Here is a 17,250-nt window from a genome sequence, read left to right on the forward strand (position 1 = left end):
TCGGTTCGTTCCTCGCTACTCGACCGGCGCAGCTGCTCTGTGGGCTCAGGCGGCGAGGTGGAACGTGTTCGCGAAGCGGCCGAGCAGTTCGGCCCTGCCGCGCAGCACCTCGACCTCGCCGGTTTCGATGGCCCGCAGCGGGGCCAGCTCGCCAGAGATGAGCCGATGGATGGCCGGCCCTGTAGCGAAGGCGACATCCACAGGGCCGTCGCCGCGCGTCACATCGAGGGCTGATCCGTCGACGCGGATGACGAGCTCGTCATCGCCGAGGCGTGCCGCATACGACGTGGCCGGCAGATCGATCGCGATCGCGGGCTGAAAAGCGGTGCGCAGGTCGATGGTCAGCGAATCGGGAGTGATGATCTGCTCGACTCGCGCGTCACCCAAGGCCTTGAACCCCCAGGCGCCCAGAGCCAGTACGACGGGCTCCAATTCGCGACCATACGGCGTCAACTCGTAGACGATGACGCGTGAGCGCGGCGCCCGTCGCGTGATTCCCGCCGCCTGCAACTCCTTGAGTCTGGCCGCCAGAATGTTGCTGGGGATGCGGGGGAGGCCCGCGGCGAGCTCGCCGTAACGGCGGGGCCCCACGAGCAGGTCTCGCACGATGAGCAGTGCCCAGCGCTCGCCGATGAGCTCGACCGCGCGCGAGATGCCGGAGTACTGCCCGTAATCCCGTGCGGCCATCGATCTCAGTCCTACTCGGGCTGCTGGGTCGCGGCGGCCTCGGGGCCTTGCTCCGCGGCTACCGGGTCCATCCAACCGAACTCGATGAGGTTTCCGTCGGGGTCGGTGATCTGGCGCTGGTACATGAACCCGTAGTCGGATGCCGGCTGCGGCTCGGTGCCGCCGGCCGCGAGGCCGCTCGTCACGGCATCGTCGACCGCGTCGCGACTGTCGAGGAAGATCGCCGTGGAGACGGACGGGTTGACGGCGTTGTCGCCGATCGGCAGCTTCGTGAACGTCTGGAAGAACTCGCGCACCAGGATCATGAAATAGTTGTGGCCGTCTTCGACGACGACACAGGCCGCATTGTGATCGGTGAACTTGGGATTGATCGAGAATCCGAGCGCTTCGTAGAACGCCTTGGCGCGCTCGAGATCGGTGACGGGCAGGTTGACGAACATCGACTTCATTGTTGAGCTCCTCAGAACGGTCACGGAGTGTGATGTCCTGATACTTGCAAAAAGCAAGTGAGCCGTCAAGGGGCGATGGGCGATCGGTCCGATTCGTCAGAAACCCTCGGGGTTTCGCGGCGTGTACGGGGCGGTGAGGCGCTCGAGTTCGGGCCCGCTCAACTCGATATCGAGCGAGGCGACGGCGTCGTCGATGTGGTTCGCTTTCGTGGCACCGACGATGGGGGCGGTCACGGCCGACTGCTGGCGGACCCAGGCGAGGGCGACCTGAGCGCGCGAGATGCCGCGCTCCGCGGCGATGCCGGCCACGGCATCCACGATCGCGCGGTTCGACGAGTCGTCGGACGTGTAGAGCCTGGCCCCGAACAGGTCTTTGCCCGTGCGCTCGGTCTCGGCATCCCAGTCGCGGGTGAGACGGCCGCGCGCCAGCGGCGACCAGGGAAGCACGCCGATCTTCTCGTCGAGGCAGAGCGGGTGCATCTCGCGTTCCTCCTCGCGCTGCAGGAGGTTGTACTGGTCTTGCATCGAGACGAACGGGGTGAGGCCGTTCACCGCCGCCGCGCGCTGAGCCTTGGCGAACTGCCATGCCCACATCGACGAGGCGCCGATGTAACGCACCTTGCCCGATCGAACGAGGTCGTGGAGCGCGGTCATGGTCTCTTCGATCGGGGTCTCGGGATCCCAGCGGTGAATCTGATAGAGGTCAATCGTGTCGACACCGAGTCGGCGCAGACTGTCGTCGATGGCCGACATGATGTGCACCCGTGAGAGGCCTCCGCGGTTGGGCGTTGCGCCCATGCGGCCGTGCACCTTCGTGGCGATCACCACGTCGTCGCGCTGGGCGAAGTCGGCCAGGGCGCGGCCCACGATCTCCTCGCTCGATCCGTCGGAGTAGACGTCGGCCGTGTCGAAGGTGGTGATGCCCTTCTCGAGCGCCCGACGGATCAGCGGACGGCTCGCCTCCTCGTCGAGAGTCCAGGCGTGACCGCCTTGATCGGGAGTGCCGAAGCTCATGCAGCCGAGCACGACTTCGCTGATCTGCATGCCGGTGTTTCCGAGGCGGGTGTAACGCATGGTTCGAGATTACTGCTGCGGAGACGGTGTGCCGCGGGGTTAGTGTGAGCCTATGGACCTCGGCCTGCACTACTACACGTTCACCTCCCCCGAGTGGGAGACCACTCTGACCGATCGCCTGACCGAGACGGCGCGGATCGCCGACGAGGGCGGCGTGGCACTCTTCTCGTTCATGGACCACTGGTTCCAGATGCTCGATGCCGGCGGGCCCTTCGAACCCATGCTCGAGGGCTACACCTCGCTCGGCTACCTCGCCGGCATCACGAACCGGATGCGGCTGAGCCTGCTGGTCACCGGCGTGACCTACCGGCATCCGGGCCTGCTCGCCAAGACGGTGACGACTCTCGACGTTCTCTCGAAGGGTCGGGCGGTGCTCGGCCTAGGAGCGGCCTGGTATGAGCGGGAGCACGCGGCGCTCGGAGTGCCGTTCCCCTCGACGAAGGAACGCTTCGAGCGCCTCGAGGAGACCCTGCAGATCTGTCGACAGATGTGGTCGCCGAACAACGGGCCATTCGAGGGCGAGCACTATTCGCTCGCCGAGACGATCAGCCTTCCGCAGCCGGTGCACGGCTCGGTGCCCATACTCATCGGGGGTGGCGGCGAGCGCAAGACGTTGAGGATGGTGGCCGAGTACGCACAGGCCTGCAACCTCTTCGGCGCGCCGGGTGAAGCAGCGCTCGGCACGGTCAAGCACAAGCTCGAGGTGCTGCGCGGGCACTGCGATGCGCTCGGCACCGACTACGACGCGATCGAGAAGACCATGCTCTATCAGGGCGATCCCACGGGCGACACCGACGCGTTCCTCGCTGACATGGAGCGCTACGCGGAGGCGGGCATCACCCTCGTCGGCGTCGTGCCACCCCGCTACGTCGACCCCGTGCCGTGGGCTGAGCGGCTTACGACCACAGTCGTCGGCAGGCTCTCGCAGATTTGATCTTGTTGCACAATATCCACGTTTACTTAGTTGTAGCGTTAACCATCTCGGTAGAATAGTCAGCATGAGTGACGATGTCTGGCTGAACGATGAGCAGCAGCGCGCGTGGGTGCGGTTCATCTCGGTGGTCGAGCGGCTTCCGGGAGTGCTCGACAGCCAGCTGCAGCACGACGCGGACCTCACGCACTTCGACTACTTCACGCTCGCCATGCTGTCGGAGGCCCCCGATCGCACGCTTCGCATGACCGAGCTCGCCCTGGTCACGAACGCCAGCCTTCCCCGCCTCTCGCACGTGGTCTCGAGGCTCGAGAAGCGCGGCTTCATCGAGCGCACGCAGAGCCCCGACGATCGTCGGGCCACGAATGCCCGCCTCACGGATGCGGGCTGGGAGAAGGTCGAAGCGACCGCGCCCGGCCACGTGGGCACCGTGCGCGACTACGTGATCGACCCGCTCGACGCGCAAGATGTAGAAGACCTGCACCGCGTCATGGGAAAAATTCTGGCGAAGCTCGACCCCGAGCACGGGTTGCGCGTGCAGCGCTGACCTCGGTCGGCGACAATGGATACCGGTGCGGACTACTGCGCCCGGTGTGCCGGTCGCAACTGTCCGCTTCGGCGACAGTCAGCCACGATGGAGGACCCATGAAGCACACCAGCCAGGTCGAGATCGAGCGCAAATACGACGTCGATGAGAACGCGCTCGTTCCCACATTCACCAGCGTCGACGGCATCGAGAGCGTCTCTGTCGACGACGCCGTGCAGCTCGAGGCCGTGTACTACGACACCGAAGCGCTCGATCTTCTGCAGAAGCGCCACATCGTGCGCCGCCGCGAGGGCGGAGGCGACGAGGGCTGGCACATCAAGCGCCCGGCGGGTGAGGGCCGCACAGAATTGCACTGGCCGCTCGACGTCGACTCGGCCGAGGGCTCCGGCGACGCCGCCGCATCGTCAGACGAGGTGCCCGACTCCGTTCTCGAGCCCGTCCGCGCGATCGTGCGAGACCGCATCCTGACCCCGATCGCTCGCATCTCGACCCGACGCACCGCGACGCACCTCGTCGGCACGGGTGGCGAGGCCGTCGCCGAGTTCGCCGACGATCAGGTCACCGCATCGGATGTCCGGGGTGGCGCCGTGCGGGCCTGGCGCGAGTGGGAGGTGGAGCTTCTGCCCGGGGCGCCAGACAGCGAAGAGGAGCGAACAGCCCTGCTCGATGCCATCGAGGTCGCCGTGCTCGCCGAGGCCGCCACGGTTTCTTCGTCGCCCGCCAAGATCGCGAGGGCGCTCGGTCATGATTCGCTGAGCGATGCGCTGGATGGAGCAGACCAGGATGACGCAATCGAGCCGCAGCGCGCGACTCCGAGCGCGCGCACCGCACCCGCGTCTGAGCTCACTTCGAAGAGTCCTGCCGCCGACGTGATCGTCGAAGCCCTGCGCCAGCTGGTGCAGCAACTCGAGCAGCTCGATCCTCAGGCTCGCGCCGACCAGCCCGATTCGGTGCATCAGATGCGCTCCGCCGTTCGCCGGTTGCGAAGTGTGCTCGCGGCCTACCGCCGGCTGTTCGACGACGAGCGGGTGTCGTCGCTGCGTGATCGGCTGCGCACGCTGGGAGGCGTGCTCGGCACGGCTCGCGACGCCGAGGTGCGCGCACAACTCGCCGATGACGAACTTAGCGAACTGGGGCACCGCACGAGCGACGCCTCGCACCGTCGTCTCGTCGAAGGCTCGTTAGAGGAATACCGCCAGGCACACGCTGCCGCGCTGCGCATGCTGTCGAGCGCGAGCTACTACCGACTGTTCGATGACCTCGACGACTTCGTGGCCAATCCGCCCCTCTCGGCGCTCGGCGAGAAGCGCACGTCGATCAAGGTCGTCGCCGCCAAAGTGATCGCCAGCGAACTGGCGCGGCTACGAAAGCGGGCCGGCGCGGCCGCTTTCGCCGGGGCATCCGGTGCAGGCGGCGACATCGACGCCCGCGGTGATAGCGCGCTGCACAGCGCCCGCAAGGCTGCGCGCCGATTGCGCTTCGCGGCCGACGCGGTATCGAAGGGCAGCACCGCCGTGCTCGGCAAGAAGTACCGGCATATCTCGTGCGAGGCGCAACGCGTGCAGGATGCTCTCGGCGACCACCGCGACAACGCCCTGTTCGTGGAGCACCTGCTGCTGAGCTCGAACCGCGCGCACGCCGCGGGCGAGAACACGTTCGTGTACGGCGCGATGTCTGTTCGCGCACAGAACCGCGGGTCGGCCGCTCTCAACGAGTCCCCGAAGGCGCTCAAACGCCTCGATCGGCGGGCCGAGAGCCTCTGACGGCGACTCCCAGTCAGGCAGAGAACTGGGAGGCTAACATGACCGCGTGTCCTTCCTGTCTGACGAAAGTCGCCTGTGGCTCGCCCACGTGGCCGAGCTCGATGCCGCCGCTGCGGCGTCGCCCCAATCGCCCCCTCCTGCCCTCGACCGCATTCGCGCCGTGCGCATGCTCGCGGGTGAACTCGAGAAAGACGCCGCGACGCTGCACGCCGTACGCGAGGCTCGCGCATCCGGAATCACCTGGGAAGAGATCGCGAACGCCGCGGGCCTCGGAGCTGCGGCGGCCAAGTGGCGCTGGCATGGCACCGATGCCGAGATCCTCGAACGGCACGAGGCGGGCCGCAAGCGCTCGGCGAGACCCAGCAGCGTGCCCACCGATCTTCCGGGCATGTCGGTGTCGGAGGCGGCGGTGAAGCTCGGAATCAGCGCGCAGGCGGTGTATCTGCGCGTCAGCCGCGGTCAGCTGCGCGCCGAGACGGTCACGCTGAAGGACGGACGCACCTATAAGAGAGTGTTCCCCGACGAGACGGCTCCCGCCTAGAGCAGAACGCTCTTCGGCAGGATGCTCCCTGTCGGCTCGGCTTGGGGAATGCCTCGCTCCCCGGCCCCATTCGCGGATGAGGAGATTCTTGCGCCGCGCGCGTGTCGCCTCCTCCGAACGCGGCGTGTCGCCGTTTTCTCCTCATCCGCGAAGGGACGAACGGGGTCGGCCGCAGTGGTTGGATTGACTCTATGGATGCCCACATCACTGACGCGTACATCGACGACTTCGCCCGTTTCATCGAAGCATCTCCCAGCTCGTATCACGCGGTAGCCGAGTCTGCCCGTCGGCTCGACGAGGCCGGATTCTCGCGGCTCGACGAGACGAGCGACTGGGGCGCAGAGGGTGACGGCCCCGTCGCATCCGCCCGGCACTACGTGGTGCGCGACGGCGCGATCATTGCGTGGCTGACGCCTGCCGGTGCCACGAAGACGACGCCATTCCGCATTCTCGGTTCGCACACCGACTCGCCTGGCTTCAAGCTCAAGCCGAAGCCCACCATCGCGAACCGCGGATGGCTGCAGGCCGGCGTCGAGGTCTACGGTGGCCCGCTGCTGAACTCGTGGCTCGATCGCGAGCTCGAACTCGCCGGCCGCCTCGTCACCCACGATGGGCGCGAACATCTCGTGCGCACCGGGCCGTACCTGCGCATTCCCCAGCTCGCCATCCATCTCGACCGCGAGGTGAACTCGGGGCTCGTGCTCGACAAACAGCGGCACATGACCCCGGTGTTCGGAGTGGGGCACGCGGGCGATCTGCTGGCCCACCTGGCTCACCTCGCGGGCGTGCCGGCCTGGGATGTCGCCGGTTACGACCTGCTGACGGCGAACACTCAGGCGCCCGCTCGCTTCGGCAAAGACGGCGAGCTCTTCGCCGCCGGTCGTATGGACAACCTGTCATCGGTGTACGCGGGACTCGTTGCGCTGATCGCGGCCGCCGATGAGGCGCAGGCCGAGCAGCAGCACATCAGCGTGCTCGCCGCGTTCGACCACGAGGAGCTCGGAAGCGAGTCGCGCTCGGGAGCATCCGGTCCGCTGCTCGACGACGTGCTCAGCCGCATCGGTGCCGGCCTCGGCGCCACCCCGAGCGACCGTCTGCGCGCCTATGCCGCATCCTGGTGCCTTTCGGCTGACGCCGGCCACGCGATTCACCCGAACTACCCCGAGCGGCACGACCCCGTGAACACCCCGATCGCGGGTGGCGGGCCCCTGCTCAAGATCAACGCGAATCAGCGCTACGCGACGGATGCGTTCGGTGCCGCTCTGTGGGCACGCGCCTGTGAGCGCGCCGGCGTCAGCTACCAGGAGTTCGTGTCGAACAACGCGGTTCCGTGCGGATCGACTATCGGACCGCTGACCGCGACGAGGCTCGGCATTCGCACTGTCGACGTGGGAGTGCCGCTGCTCTCGATGCATTCGGCGCGCGAGCTGTGCCACGTGGACGACCCCGTGGCGCTGTCGGCTGCGATCCGCGCATTCTTTGCAGGAGCGTAGGAGGCGGCAGGTCTCGATACGTCGAGCTCGTTCCTCGCGCGACTACTCGACCAGCGCAGAAGATTGCGCTGATCGAGTAGGTCGCAGCTTAGCCGTGGGTGGTCTCGATACGTCGAGCTCGTTCCTCGCGCGACTACTCGACCAGCGCAGGAGATTGCGCTGATCGAGTAGGTCGCGCAGCGACCGTATCGAGATCCCGCCGCTAGATCAGGTTGTCGCTCAGGTGGTTCGGCGTTCCGAAGCGGTGCGCCGTGATCGATACCGCCTGCTCGTGCAGGAACGGCAGCAGCTCGATGCGACCCGACTCCGTGGCCTCGCCGTCGTACACGGCGAGATCGGGGCGTCCGCCCGTGGCGATGGCGAGCGCACCGGCAGACGCGCCGACCAGCCGCACCGTCGCATCCGTCATCGTGTTTGCCCGGGCCAGCCAGGCCTCGTCGCTCTCGATGCGCATCGACAGGCCGCACTCGGCGACGGCGGCGCGCAGCTGCGCCGGAAGCGCGACCGCGGCCGACACCTCGATCGGGGCGCCCGAGACGAACGCGGCGGCCAGCACACGAACGACGGATGCGTCGGTCGCGTCGCTGCCGAATCTCACGGTCACCGGGCGCGGCACGTATCGGAACACGTTTCGCTCGGCGCTGAGGCCGGACACATCGCGGGCGAGCCCGAACTCCGACGCCCAGGCTGCAGCGTCGCTCGCGGCTGCACGGCGCAGGCTGCCGAAGTCGTCGGCGCTCAGCTCGGTGGCGGCGGCGTCGATCAGGCGTCGAACCGATGCGTTGGCCACCGGGGCGTCGGCGTGACTCACGGCCGTCTGCCACGAGCCGAGGCCGAGCAGGTAGTTCGGTCCGCCCGCCTTCGAGCCGGGTCCGACGACAGACTTCTTCCATCCGCCGAAGGGCTGGCGACGAACGATCGCGCCGGTCGTTCCGCGATTGACATAGAGATTGCCGGCCTGGATGCGCGAGAGCCACACACCGAGTTCAGCCGAGTTCAGCGAGTGCAGCCCGGCGGTGAGTCCGTAGTCGATCTCGTTCTGGATCTCGATGGCCTCCTCGAGGGTCGCGGCGGTCATGATGCCGAGGATCGGTCCGAAGTACTCGGTGAGGTGGTACTCGGATCCGCGGCGTACGCCGGCGCGCACTCCCGGACTCCAGAGGGCGCCGCTGTCGTCGAGACGCTTCGGCTCGACGAGCCACTTCTCGCCGTCGCCGAGGGTGGTGAGGCCAGAGAGCAGCTTGCCCTTCGCCTTCTCGATGATCGGCCCCATCTGGGTGCTCGGGTCGGCGGGGTAGCCGACCGTGAGCGACGACACCGCATCCACCAGCTGGGTGCGGAACCGGCGCGAGGTCGCGACCGAGCCGACGAGAATCACGAGGGACGCGGCAGAGCACTTCTGCCCGGCGTGACCGAAGGCCGACGAGACGACGTCTTTGACGGCGAGGTCGAGGTCGGCCGACGGCGTGACGATGATGGCGTTCTTGCCACTGGTCTCGGCGAGCAGGGGGACGTCGGGGCGGAACGAGCGGAACAGCTCGGCCGTCTCGTATCCGCCGGTCAAGATGACGCGGTCGACGGCGTCGTGCGCGATGAGCGCGCGACCCAACGATTGGTCTGCGAGCTGCACGAGACGAAGGGCCTCGCGGGGAACACCGGCCCGCCACAGGGCCTCGACCATCACGGCGCCGGAGCGGCGGGCCTGGCGGGCAGGCTTGATGACCACGGCCGAGCCCGCGGCGAGGGCAGCGAGCGTGGAACCCGCGGGAATCGCTACGGGGAAATTCCACGGGGGAGCGACGACGGTGAGAGTCGAGGGCACAAAGGTGGCGCCGTCGACCGCGTCGAGTTCGCGGGCGCGCTCGGCGTAGAAGTGGGCGAAGTCGATCGCCTCGGAGATTTCAGGGTCGCTCTGGTCGAGCGTCTTGCCGGTTTCGCTGGCCATGACCTCCATGAGGTCGGCGCGCGAGAGGGCGAGTTCGTCGCCCGCGCGGTGCAGCACCTCGGCGCGCTCGGCGCCCGAGAGCCGACCCCACGCCGAACCGGCGTCGGCCGCGGTCTGGATGACCGCATCCAGTTCGTTCTCGTCGTGCACGATCGACGCGGCGATCGTGTCGTCGCCCAGCAGCGAGGAGGGAACGCGACGCAGGATCTCGAGACCCCAGGCGCGGTTCTGAGGCAGCGCGGGGTCGGTGTCGGCGGCATTGTCGAAACCTGAGCGCGCTGCCTTCGCCTCGGACGCGCCGCGGTTCTGGGTGCGGTTCGGCTGAGGCACGGCGTCGTCGAGCTCGGCCAACGACGCCTCGAAGCGCTCGCGCTCACGGGTGAACAGCGCCTCGTTCTCGCTGAGCTCGAAGACCGCAGACATGAAGTTCTGCTGGCTGGCGCCCTCTTCGAGGCGGCGGATGAGGTACGCGATCGCGACATCGAACTCCTGCGGGTGCACAACGGGTGTGTAGAGCAGCAGTGAACCGACCTCGCGGCGCACGGCTTCGGCCTGCCCCTGAGCCATGCCCAGCAGCATCTCGAACTCGAGTCCGTCGGTCACCCCGCGCTTCTGGGCGAGCAGCCACGCGAAGGCGATGTCGAAGAGGTTGTGGCCCGCGACTCCGATGCGCACGTTGTCGATGCGGTCGGGGTGCAGAGAGTAGTTGACGACGCGCTTGTAGTTGGTGTCGCTCTGCTGCTTGGTCGACCACGTGGCGAGCGGCCAGCCGTGCAGGCTCGCCTCGACCTCCTCCATCGGCAGGTTCGCGCCCTTCACGATGCGCACTTTCACCCCGGCGCCGCCGGCGGCACGGCGAGCGGATGCCCAGTCCTGCAGACGGATCATGGCCGAGAGGGCGTCGGGCAGGTAGGCCTGCAGCACGATGCCGGCCTCGAGTTCGTGAAAGCGCGGGTCGTCGAGGATGCGCATAAAGACCGCCATGGTGAGGTCGAGGTCTTTGTACTCCTCCATGTCGAGGTTGATGAACTTGGCCGGCGTCGCCTTCGCGGCGCGCTCGAACAGCGGGGTGAGACGCTCGACGATATGGGCGACGGCTTCGTCGAAGGCCCAGGCCGAGTGCGGTGCGACGGTGGAGGAGACCTTGATCGACACGTAGTCGACGTCGTCGCGAGCGAGCAGGCGGTGGGTTCCCTCGAGGCGGCGGGCGGCCTCGGCTTCGCCGAGCACGGCCTCGCCGAGGAGGTTCACGTTGAGCTTCGTTCCCTCACCGTGGTTGCGCAGCTTCGCGATGGCCGCGCCGAGTCGGGCGTCAGTCGCGTCGATGATGAGGTGCCCGACCATGCCGCGCAGAACCTTGCGAGCGATGGGGATGGCGATGGCTGGCGCGATCGGAGCCGCCAGGCCGCCGAGGCGTACCGCACTCTTCAGGTACCAGGGCAGGAAGGCGGGCACGTCGGGAGCGAGGGCGCGCAGGTTGCGGGCTGCTACGCCGAGGTCCTCGGGGCGCACGACGCCGTCGACGAATCCGACGGTGAAGTCGAGCCCCTTCGGGTCCTTGAGAACGCCAGCCAGGCGCTGGGCGGACGCGTCGGCGGGGATGGCCGCGGCCTCCGTGAGCCAGCGCCGAACGAGGGCGGTCACTGCCTCGGGGGTGGGCAGGTCGGAGAGGGAGTCGGGGCGTGAACGGGTCGCGGCGTCGAGGGCCTCGATTGTCGCTTCCGGGTTAGAGGCAATGTCGGTCATGGGTTCAGTATGGGATCACGCTCACGTTAGATAAAGTGATCGTTTATAACCAATAAACATCAGTCCAGCCGATGAATAGAAGGCGTGATCATGCTCGATGCCCGGCGCCTGCGCATCCTGCGCGAACTCAAGATCCGAGGCACCCTCGCCGAGGTCGCGTCAGCCATGAACTTCAGCCCGTCATCCGTGTCGCAGCAGCTCGCGCTGCTCGAAAAAGAGACAGGCGTCGAGCTGCTGCGCAAGGTCGGACGGCGTGTACAGCTCACCGCGCAGGCCGAGATCCTGGTGGCTCAGACCGCCGCAATGCTCGAGATCCTCGAGAGCGCAGAGGCGACGCTCGCAGCATCGCTGACCGCCGTCACCGGCAGCGTGCGGGTCGCCGTGTTCCAGTCGGCCGCGCTCGCCCTGATGCCGGATGCGCTGAGCCTCATGCGCTCCCGCTATCCCGAGGTGCGGGTCGAGATGGTGCAGCGTGAGCCCGAGACGGCGCTCTACGAGACCTGGGCCCGGGACTTCGACATGGTGGTCGCCGAGGAGTACCCGGCCCACGCGGCGCCGCGGCATCCGGAACTCGACAAGAAGTGGCTCACGAGCGACGCGGTCTCGCTGGCCGTTCCTCCCCTCGCGCGTCAGATCCACGCGGTCGAGTCGATCGAGGATGCGCACGACCTGCCCTGGGTGATGGAGCCGGCGGGCGCCGCCTCCCGGCACTGGGCGCTGCAGCGCTGCCGCATCGCCGGATTCGAGCCCGACGTGCGCTACGAGACGGCCGACCTTCAGGCGCAGATCCGCCTCATCGAGTCGGGCAACGCGGTGGCGCTGATGCCGGAGCTCGTGTGGGCAGGGCGCGAGACGAGCTGCCGACTCATCGAACTGGCGGGGGATGCGCGCCGGTCGATCTTCACCTCGGTGCGCGACAGCGGCGCGCATCACCCGGCGACGGTCGCGTTCAGAGAGGTGCTCGAAGAAGTGGCCGCGTGAAACCTCGCTGGATGCCGAGATGACACTTCCGCTACATCGAACTGCGATCTCGGGGCCCTGAGGCGACGCGAACTGTCATCTCGCCGGCCACTCGGGTTTCGGCGGCCGGGTCAGCGCTCCGCTGCTCGGGCGCACGCGATGCAGAGTGTGGCCTCGGGCCGCGCTTCGAGGCGCGCGAACCCGATCGGCTGGCCGCAGCGAGTGCAGATGCCGTAGCTGCCGTCCGCGATGCGCTCGAGGGCAGCGTCGACGGCCTCCGATGCTGCCGCGAGCTCGCCGTGCACCCCGTGGATGCGCGACCATTCGCTCGAGAGCGTCGGGCCCTCGGGGTCGTGCTCGTCGTCCACCGACTCCGCGCCTCGTGCCTCGCGCACCTCGACGAGCGTCTGCGCCAGGCCGCCGAGTTCTCGATCGATGTCGAGCCGACGCTCGCGCAACTGCGTCTCGAGGAGCCGCAGTTCGGCATCCGTGAGCGCTGATTCGGACGCTCGTGATTGCACAGTACTCATCGTCGCACGGAGGCGAGACGGGGTGACCCGTGCCGCTCAACCGCCGAGCGCGCGGTCAGCGGGCGAACGCGCCCTCGAGAACGGCGCGCTCGCCCGCTCCGGGCGCGCTCGCCCGCTCCGGGCGCGCTCGCCCGCTCAGGGCTGTTTCTCGGCCGACAGTCGCTCCCGCTGGGAGCGCGCAGCTACCGCGTCAGCGAGCGCACCCACGCCTCCACGTCGTCGACCTCGACCGGCAGCGCCCCCGAGAGGTTCTCGTACCCCGAGTCGGTGATCAGCAGATCGTCTTCGATGCGCACTCCGATGCCGCGCAGCTCCTCGGGAAGCGTGAGGTCGTTGGCGTGAAAGTAGATGCCGGGTTCGACCGTGAGCACCATGCCGGCCACGAGCGGCGTGCGCAGGTAGAGCTCTTCGCTGGTCTTGGCGCAGTCGTGCACGTCGAGGCCGACGTGATGTCCGTTTCCGCAGATCGCGTAGCGGCGGTGGTACTGGCCCTCGGGGCTTAGCGCCTCCTCCAGCGTGCCCGGCAGGATGCCCCAGCCGTGCAGGCCGCGGGCGATCACGTCGTGCGCCGCCTCCTGGAAGTCGGAGAACAGGGCGCCCGGCCGCAGGGTCGCGAGCGCGGCCGCCCGTGCCTCGAGGACGAGTTCGTACACCCGGCGCTGGGCGGGCGAAAAGGTGCCGGACGCCGGGAAGACGCGCGTCACATCCGCTGTATAGAGGGTGTCGACCTCGACCCCCGCGTCGAGCAGCACGAGGTGATCGGCACTCACCGGACCGTCGCAGCGCGACCAGTGCAGAGTGGCTGCGTTCGGTCCTGACCCCATGACCGTCGTGTAGCCGACACCGTTCGCGCCCTGGCGGGAGTGACGCTCGAAGGTGGCCTGAAGCCAGCGTTCGCCACGGCCGGAGATCGCGGTCGGCAGTTCTGCGACGACCGCAGCGAAGCCGTCGACCGTGGCGTCGACGGCGGCGCGCAGCTGCGCGATCTCCCACTCGTCTTTCACGAGCTTGAGGTCGGAGAGCACCCGCTCGAGCTCGGGCGACGCCGCGTCGATGCCGCTCTCGGCCAACGCGGGTTCGTCCGCCCCGGCAGAAAGGACCTCGCCAGAAACCGCGCCCCGAAGCGCGCGGAGGTCGTCGACGAGCACGGCCAACGAACGCACCTCGATCTGCAACGCGCTCGCCCACTCGTCGAGTCCGGGGGCGGCTCCCACCCACAGCTCGCCGCGCATCGCATCGGCGTAGAAGGCCTCCTCGCCCGCGTAGGCGGGCTCGGTCAGGTAGAGCACGGCATCGTGGCCGGATGCGCTGGGCCGCATCACGACGACGGCCGCCTCCGCGACGCATCCGGTGAGCCAGGCGAAGTCGCTGTGCGGCCGGAAGCCGAACTCCGTGTCGTTGGAGCGAACCACGCTGCGTCCGCTTGCGACGATGAGGGCGTCTGCGGGGAAGCGGACCGAGAGTCGCGCGCGGTGATCCGCGGCTGCTTCGGCCGCACCGGGTGTGACTCTGGCGGAGCGATCGGGCTCTGCCCAGCCGCTCGCCATGAACTCGCGGAACGTCTCGGAGGTGGGGAGCCGAGGCATCCGGGGGTCGCGCGGGGTGGGCGAAAGAGTAGTCATGTCTGCAAATTAGCCCGTTCTTCGAGCACGTTTCAAGCTCGTTACAACCTGCTCGGCAGTTTGTCCCGCTCATTTCGCTGATGGGCTCGATTAGTCCACCGATGTCATGTAGCTGACATCTGACGATGGACTTTCTGCGCGGGAATTGACGAGCAGAACCGGGTTCCGCAACAGTGGGCGATCATGAGCACCCCCTCCGACGCATCCTCTGCCGCAGCCCCCAGCACCTTCGACGAGTCGATCGACGACACGGTGTTCGACATGGTCTCGTCGACAGCGAGTGCGGTCTCGGCGACGGCGCCGTCGCGCTTTCACTACCGCGAGGATCGTGGTGTCATCTGGGGCGAGTACACCGGCGACACGGTGATCGTGGGGCGCTTCAGCGGCTACCGCGACCGCGACGTGCTGCACGTGTCATTCGTGCACCTCGGTGTCGACGGGTCTACGACCGCCGGCTCAGCGACCTCGGTCGTGAGCCGCACCTCAGATGGCGTGCTCGAGTTGACCGAGGACTTCGTCGGGCCTGACGGGGCCGATCATGTCAGCGTGTGCCGCGAGGTGCGCGCCTAGCGTTCTGCGCGTTCTCGGCGCTCTTGGCCCGCTCGTCGCTGGTGCGCACGAACCGTGTCATTCCGTAGCGCTCGCCTGATTGCTGCAGTGTGTCGCTGGTCGAGGCCCCCATGCGCAGCGACACGTTCGACGCCATCTCATCCATGATGAAGACGGTCACGGTGGCCTTGACGGATGGCCACTGCGCCAGGCGGGTGGCGACGAGATCGTGGATGGCGGCGACTCCCGAGCCGCGAACCAACAGCATGGCGTCATGCTCGCCCGTCATCACGGTGAACGACTCGAGCTCGTCGAGTGTGGAGAGTCTGCTGCGGAAATCGGACCACTGGCTCTGCCTGACCGTGACGAACACCATCGCGGCGACGTTCAGCCCGACGGCGGTCGGATCGATGTCGGCGTGTACTCCGCGGATGACTCCGTTGCGCACCAGCGACTCGTAGCGCGTGTAGGCGTTCGAGCGGGAGATGCCCAATTCTTCGGAGAGCGTGGCGATAGAGATACGCCCGTTGTCTCTCAGGATCTCCAGCATGCGCACGTGCGTCTCATCAAGATCCAAGACGACCCCCTGTTTTGTCCGTGTCTGCCGCTGCAGAATCTCTCATTTAGAGATGTTATGTCGAAATACGTGAAGCTGTCACCACTTTGTCTTGGCATCGAACCTCCAGATTGACACTTGATCTGGGTGAGAAGTAATTTCAAGACAACATTCCACATCTGGTTGGTGCAGAATTCACTGATCAACCGCACGTCAGACTCGCCCAGCACCGCTCCTCACCCGATAAGCACCTTCCTCACCCGATAGGAGACCACCATCGTGTTGTCACCACTCCGCCGCATCGTCGGCATCGTCGGCATCGCCGTCGTCGCCACGCTCGGCATCACTGCATGCAGCGCGGGATCGAGCGACTCGAGCTCGTCCGGCGGCAAGTCCGTCGTCGTCGATTCGTCGTTCGACCTGAAGACGGCCGACCCCAACCGCGAGTACGAGACGACGGGTTCGATCGTCGCCAAGGCTCTCTACGAGACGCTCCTCACCTTCAAGGGTGATGACGTGACGAAGCCGATCGACGGTCTCGCGAGCTACGAGATGAACGCCGACAACACGGTGATGACGCTCACGATGGCAGACGGGCACGTCTTCTCCGACGGCAGCCCCGTGACCGTCGACGACGCTGTCTTCTCTTTGCAGCGCGTGCAGGGAATCAAGGGCAACCCCTCGTTCCTCCTCGAGGGAATCACGGTCGCCAAGACGAGCGACACCACGCTGACGCTCACCTCTGCAACGCCGAACCCGGCGCTGCCGTACATCCTTCCGAACCCCGCGCTCGGTGTCGTGAACAAGAAGGTCGTCGAAGAAAACGGCGGAACCGCGACCGACGCCGACGGTGCCGAGGCCTACCTGAACGGCGCATCCGCCGGCTCTGGCCCGTACATGCTCGAGTCGTTCGACGTGGCCTCGCAGGTGGTCTTCACCAAGAACCCGAAGTACACCGGTGACGCCCCTGCGTACGACCGCGTGGTTCTGCGCAACGTGCAGGGTCCGACCCAGAAGCTCAACATCCAGGCCGGTGAGTCGCAGGTCGCTCTCGATCTGAACCCCGACCAGGTCGCAGAGGTCGGCAGCTCCGACGTGACGGTTCTCTCGAGCCCGTCGCGCTACATGATCTTCCTGCTTCTGAACCAAGACCCTTCCGTCTCGGCGATCACCAGCAACCCCGACTTCCTCAAGGCGGTCAAGGCAGGCATCGACTACAACAAGATCGTCGACCTCGCCGGTGACGGATCCGTTCAGCCGGGCGGATTCATCCCGTCGCTGTTCGTCGGCGCGATCGACGCATCCGACGGCAACCAGCATGACGCCGCCGCCGCCAAGGCAGCGCTCGCATCGTCGGGCTACAAGGGCGAGGATGTCACGCTCAACTTCCCGAACGACATCACCGTTCAGGGTCTGTCGCTGCAGAGCGTCGCCGAGTCGGTTCAGGCACAGCTGAAGGAGGTCGGCATCAACATCGTGCTGGCTCCCGCGCCGGTCGCCACCGAACTGGACGCCTACCGCGGCGGCAAGGAGACCGTGGGTCTCTGGTACTGGGGCCCCGACTTCCCCGACCCGTCGAACTACCTGGCATTCACGCCGGGTGAACTCGTCGGTCTGCGTGCAGGCTGGGCCGCCGGAGCAGACTCGACCGTGACCGATCTAGCCAACGCCGCCAAGGCTGCCGTCTCGACCGACGAGCGCCAGAGCGCCTACGCCGCCCTGCAGAAGGCACAGAACGCGTCCGGTCCGTTCGTTCCGCTGCTGCAGCCGGCTCAGAACGTGGTCACCTCGAAGAGCATCACCGCGGTCAGCCTGAACCCGGTCTGGACGATCGATCTTGCCGGAATCAAGTAACAG

The 17,250-nt window shown here is 67.2% G+C and carries 15 protein-coding genes; 8 read left to right on the top strand and 7 right to left on the bottom strand.

The features are described 5' to 3' along the window. Nucleotides 1–45: 45 nt before the first annotated feature. From CCK87_RS11110 to CCK87_RS11120, 3 genes are all read right to left on the bottom strand, one after another. The gene (locus CCK87_RS11110) at nt 46–687 is read right to left on the bottom strand and encodes a winged helix-turn-helix transcriptional regulator (RefSeq protein WP_086461506.1); all 642 of its coding nucleotides are present in this window, start codon (nt 685–687) and stop codon (nt 46–48) included. Nucleotides 688–698: 11 nt separating this feature from the next. Next, a complete protein-coding gene (locus CCK87_RS11115; RefSeq protein WP_086461507.1) occupies nt 699–1,136 on the bottom strand; it encodes a VOC family protein in 438 nt (145 codons plus the stop codon). 96 nt (nt 1,137–1,232) lie between these two features. Continuing rightward, entirely contained in the window at nt 1,233–2,210 is a 978-nt protein-coding gene (locus CCK87_RS11120; protein ID WP_086461508.1) for an aldo/keto reductase, read from the bottom strand. Between the two features lie 52 nt (nt 2,211–2,262). Here CCK87_RS11120 and CCK87_RS11125 point away from each other — a divergent pair, with 52 nt between their 5' ends. The 5 genes from CCK87_RS11125 (at nt 2,263) to CCK87_RS11145 (ending at nt 7,485) form a co-directional block, all read left to right on the top strand. Then, nucleotides 2,263–3,144, top strand: coding sequence for an LLM class F420-dependent oxidoreductase (locus CCK87_RS11125; protein ID WP_086461509.1), 882 nt, complete (start codon nt 2,263–2,265; stop codon nt 3,142–3,144). A gap of 64 nt (nt 3,145–3,208) precedes the next feature. Next, nucleotides 3,209–3,688, top strand: coding sequence for a MarR family transcriptional regulator (locus tag CCK87_RS11130; RefSeq protein ID WP_086461510.1), 480 nt, complete (start codon nt 3,209–3,211; stop codon nt 3,686–3,688). A 98-nt stretch (nt 3,689–3,786) separates the two neighbouring features. Then, nucleotides 3,787–5,451, top strand: coding sequence for a CYTH and CHAD domain-containing protein (locus tag CCK87_RS11135; protein WP_086461511.1), 1,665 nt, complete (start codon nt 3,787–3,789; stop codon nt 5,449–5,451). A 46-nt stretch (nt 5,452–5,497) separates the two neighbouring features. After that, complete coding sequence (locus tag CCK87_RS11140) at nt 5,498–5,992, top strand: hypothetical protein (RefSeq protein ID WP_140162823.1); 495 nt, start codon at nt 5,498–5,500, stop codon at nt 5,990–5,992. 191 nt (nt 5,993–6,183) lie between these two features. Further along, nucleotides 6,184–7,485: a M18 family aminopeptidase gene (locus tag CCK87_RS11145; protein WP_086461513.1), complete on the top strand. Its 1,302-nt coding sequence runs from the start codon at nt 6,184–6,186 to the stop codon at nt 7,483–7,485. Nucleotides 7,486–7,687: 202 nt separating this feature from the next. Here CCK87_RS11145 and CCK87_RS11150 read toward each other — a convergent pair whose 3' ends face one another. Then, a complete protein-coding gene (locus CCK87_RS11150; protein ID WP_086461514.1) occupies nt 7,688–11,176 on the bottom strand; it encodes a bifunctional proline dehydrogenase/L-glutamate gamma-semialdehyde dehydrogenase in 3,489 nt (1,162 codons plus the stop codon). Between the two features lie 90 nt (nt 11,177–11,266). Between CCK87_RS11150 and CCK87_RS11155 the strand changes: the two genes are divergently transcribed. Next, complete coding sequence (locus tag CCK87_RS11155) at nt 11,267–12,157, top strand: LysR substrate-binding domain-containing protein (protein ID WP_086462000.1); 891 nt, start codon at nt 11,267–11,269, stop codon at nt 12,155–12,157. A 110-nt stretch (nt 12,158–12,267) separates the two neighbouring features. Here CCK87_RS11155 and CCK87_RS11160 read toward each other — a convergent pair whose 3' ends face one another. Beyond that, nucleotides 12,268–12,666 (bottom strand): TraR/DksA C4-type zinc finger protein, encoded by a 399-nt coding sequence (locus tag CCK87_RS11160; protein ID WP_086461515.1) that lies wholly within the window; start codon nt 12,664–12,666, stop codon nt 12,268–12,270. A gap of 182 nt (nt 12,667–12,848) precedes the next feature. After that, nucleotides 12,849–14,288 carry an aminopeptidase P family protein gene (locus tag CCK87_RS11165; protein ID WP_086461516.1) on the bottom strand — a complete coding sequence of 480 codons (1,440 nt, stop codon included), beginning with the start codon at nt 14,286–14,288 and terminating at the stop codon, nt 12,849–12,851. A 183-nt stretch (nt 14,289–14,471) separates the two neighbouring features. On the opposite strand from CCK87_RS11165, the gene CCK87_RS11170 reads away from it, so the two are divergent. Next, nucleotides 14,472–14,858, top strand: a complete 387-nt coding sequence (locus tag CCK87_RS11170; protein ID WP_086461517.1) for a hypothetical protein — start codon at nt 14,472–14,474, stop codon at nt 14,856–14,858. Here the strand turns inward: CCK87_RS11170 and CCK87_RS11175 are convergent. Beyond that, nucleotides 14,830–15,414: an Lrp/AsnC family transcriptional regulator gene (locus CCK87_RS11175; protein WP_140162824.1), complete on the bottom strand. Its 585-nt coding sequence runs from the start codon at nt 15,412–15,414 to the stop codon at nt 14,830–14,832. The two genes, CCK87_RS11170 and CCK87_RS11175, sit on opposite strands and share 29 nt — an antisense overlap. A gap of 258 nt (nt 15,415–15,672) precedes the next feature. Between CCK87_RS11175 and CCK87_RS11180 the strand changes: the two genes are divergently transcribed. Continuing rightward, complete coding sequence (locus CCK87_RS11180; RefSeq protein WP_212638217.1) at nt 15,673–17,247, top strand: ABC transporter substrate-binding protein; 1,575 nt, start codon at nt 15,673–15,675, stop codon at nt 17,245–17,247. Nucleotides 17,248–17,250 lie beyond the last annotated feature (3 nt).

Source organism: Agreia sp. VKM Ac-1783 (genome assembly GCF_900177765.1).
GTDB lineage: Bacteria > Actinomycetota > Actinomycetes > Actinomycetales > Microbacteriaceae > Agreia.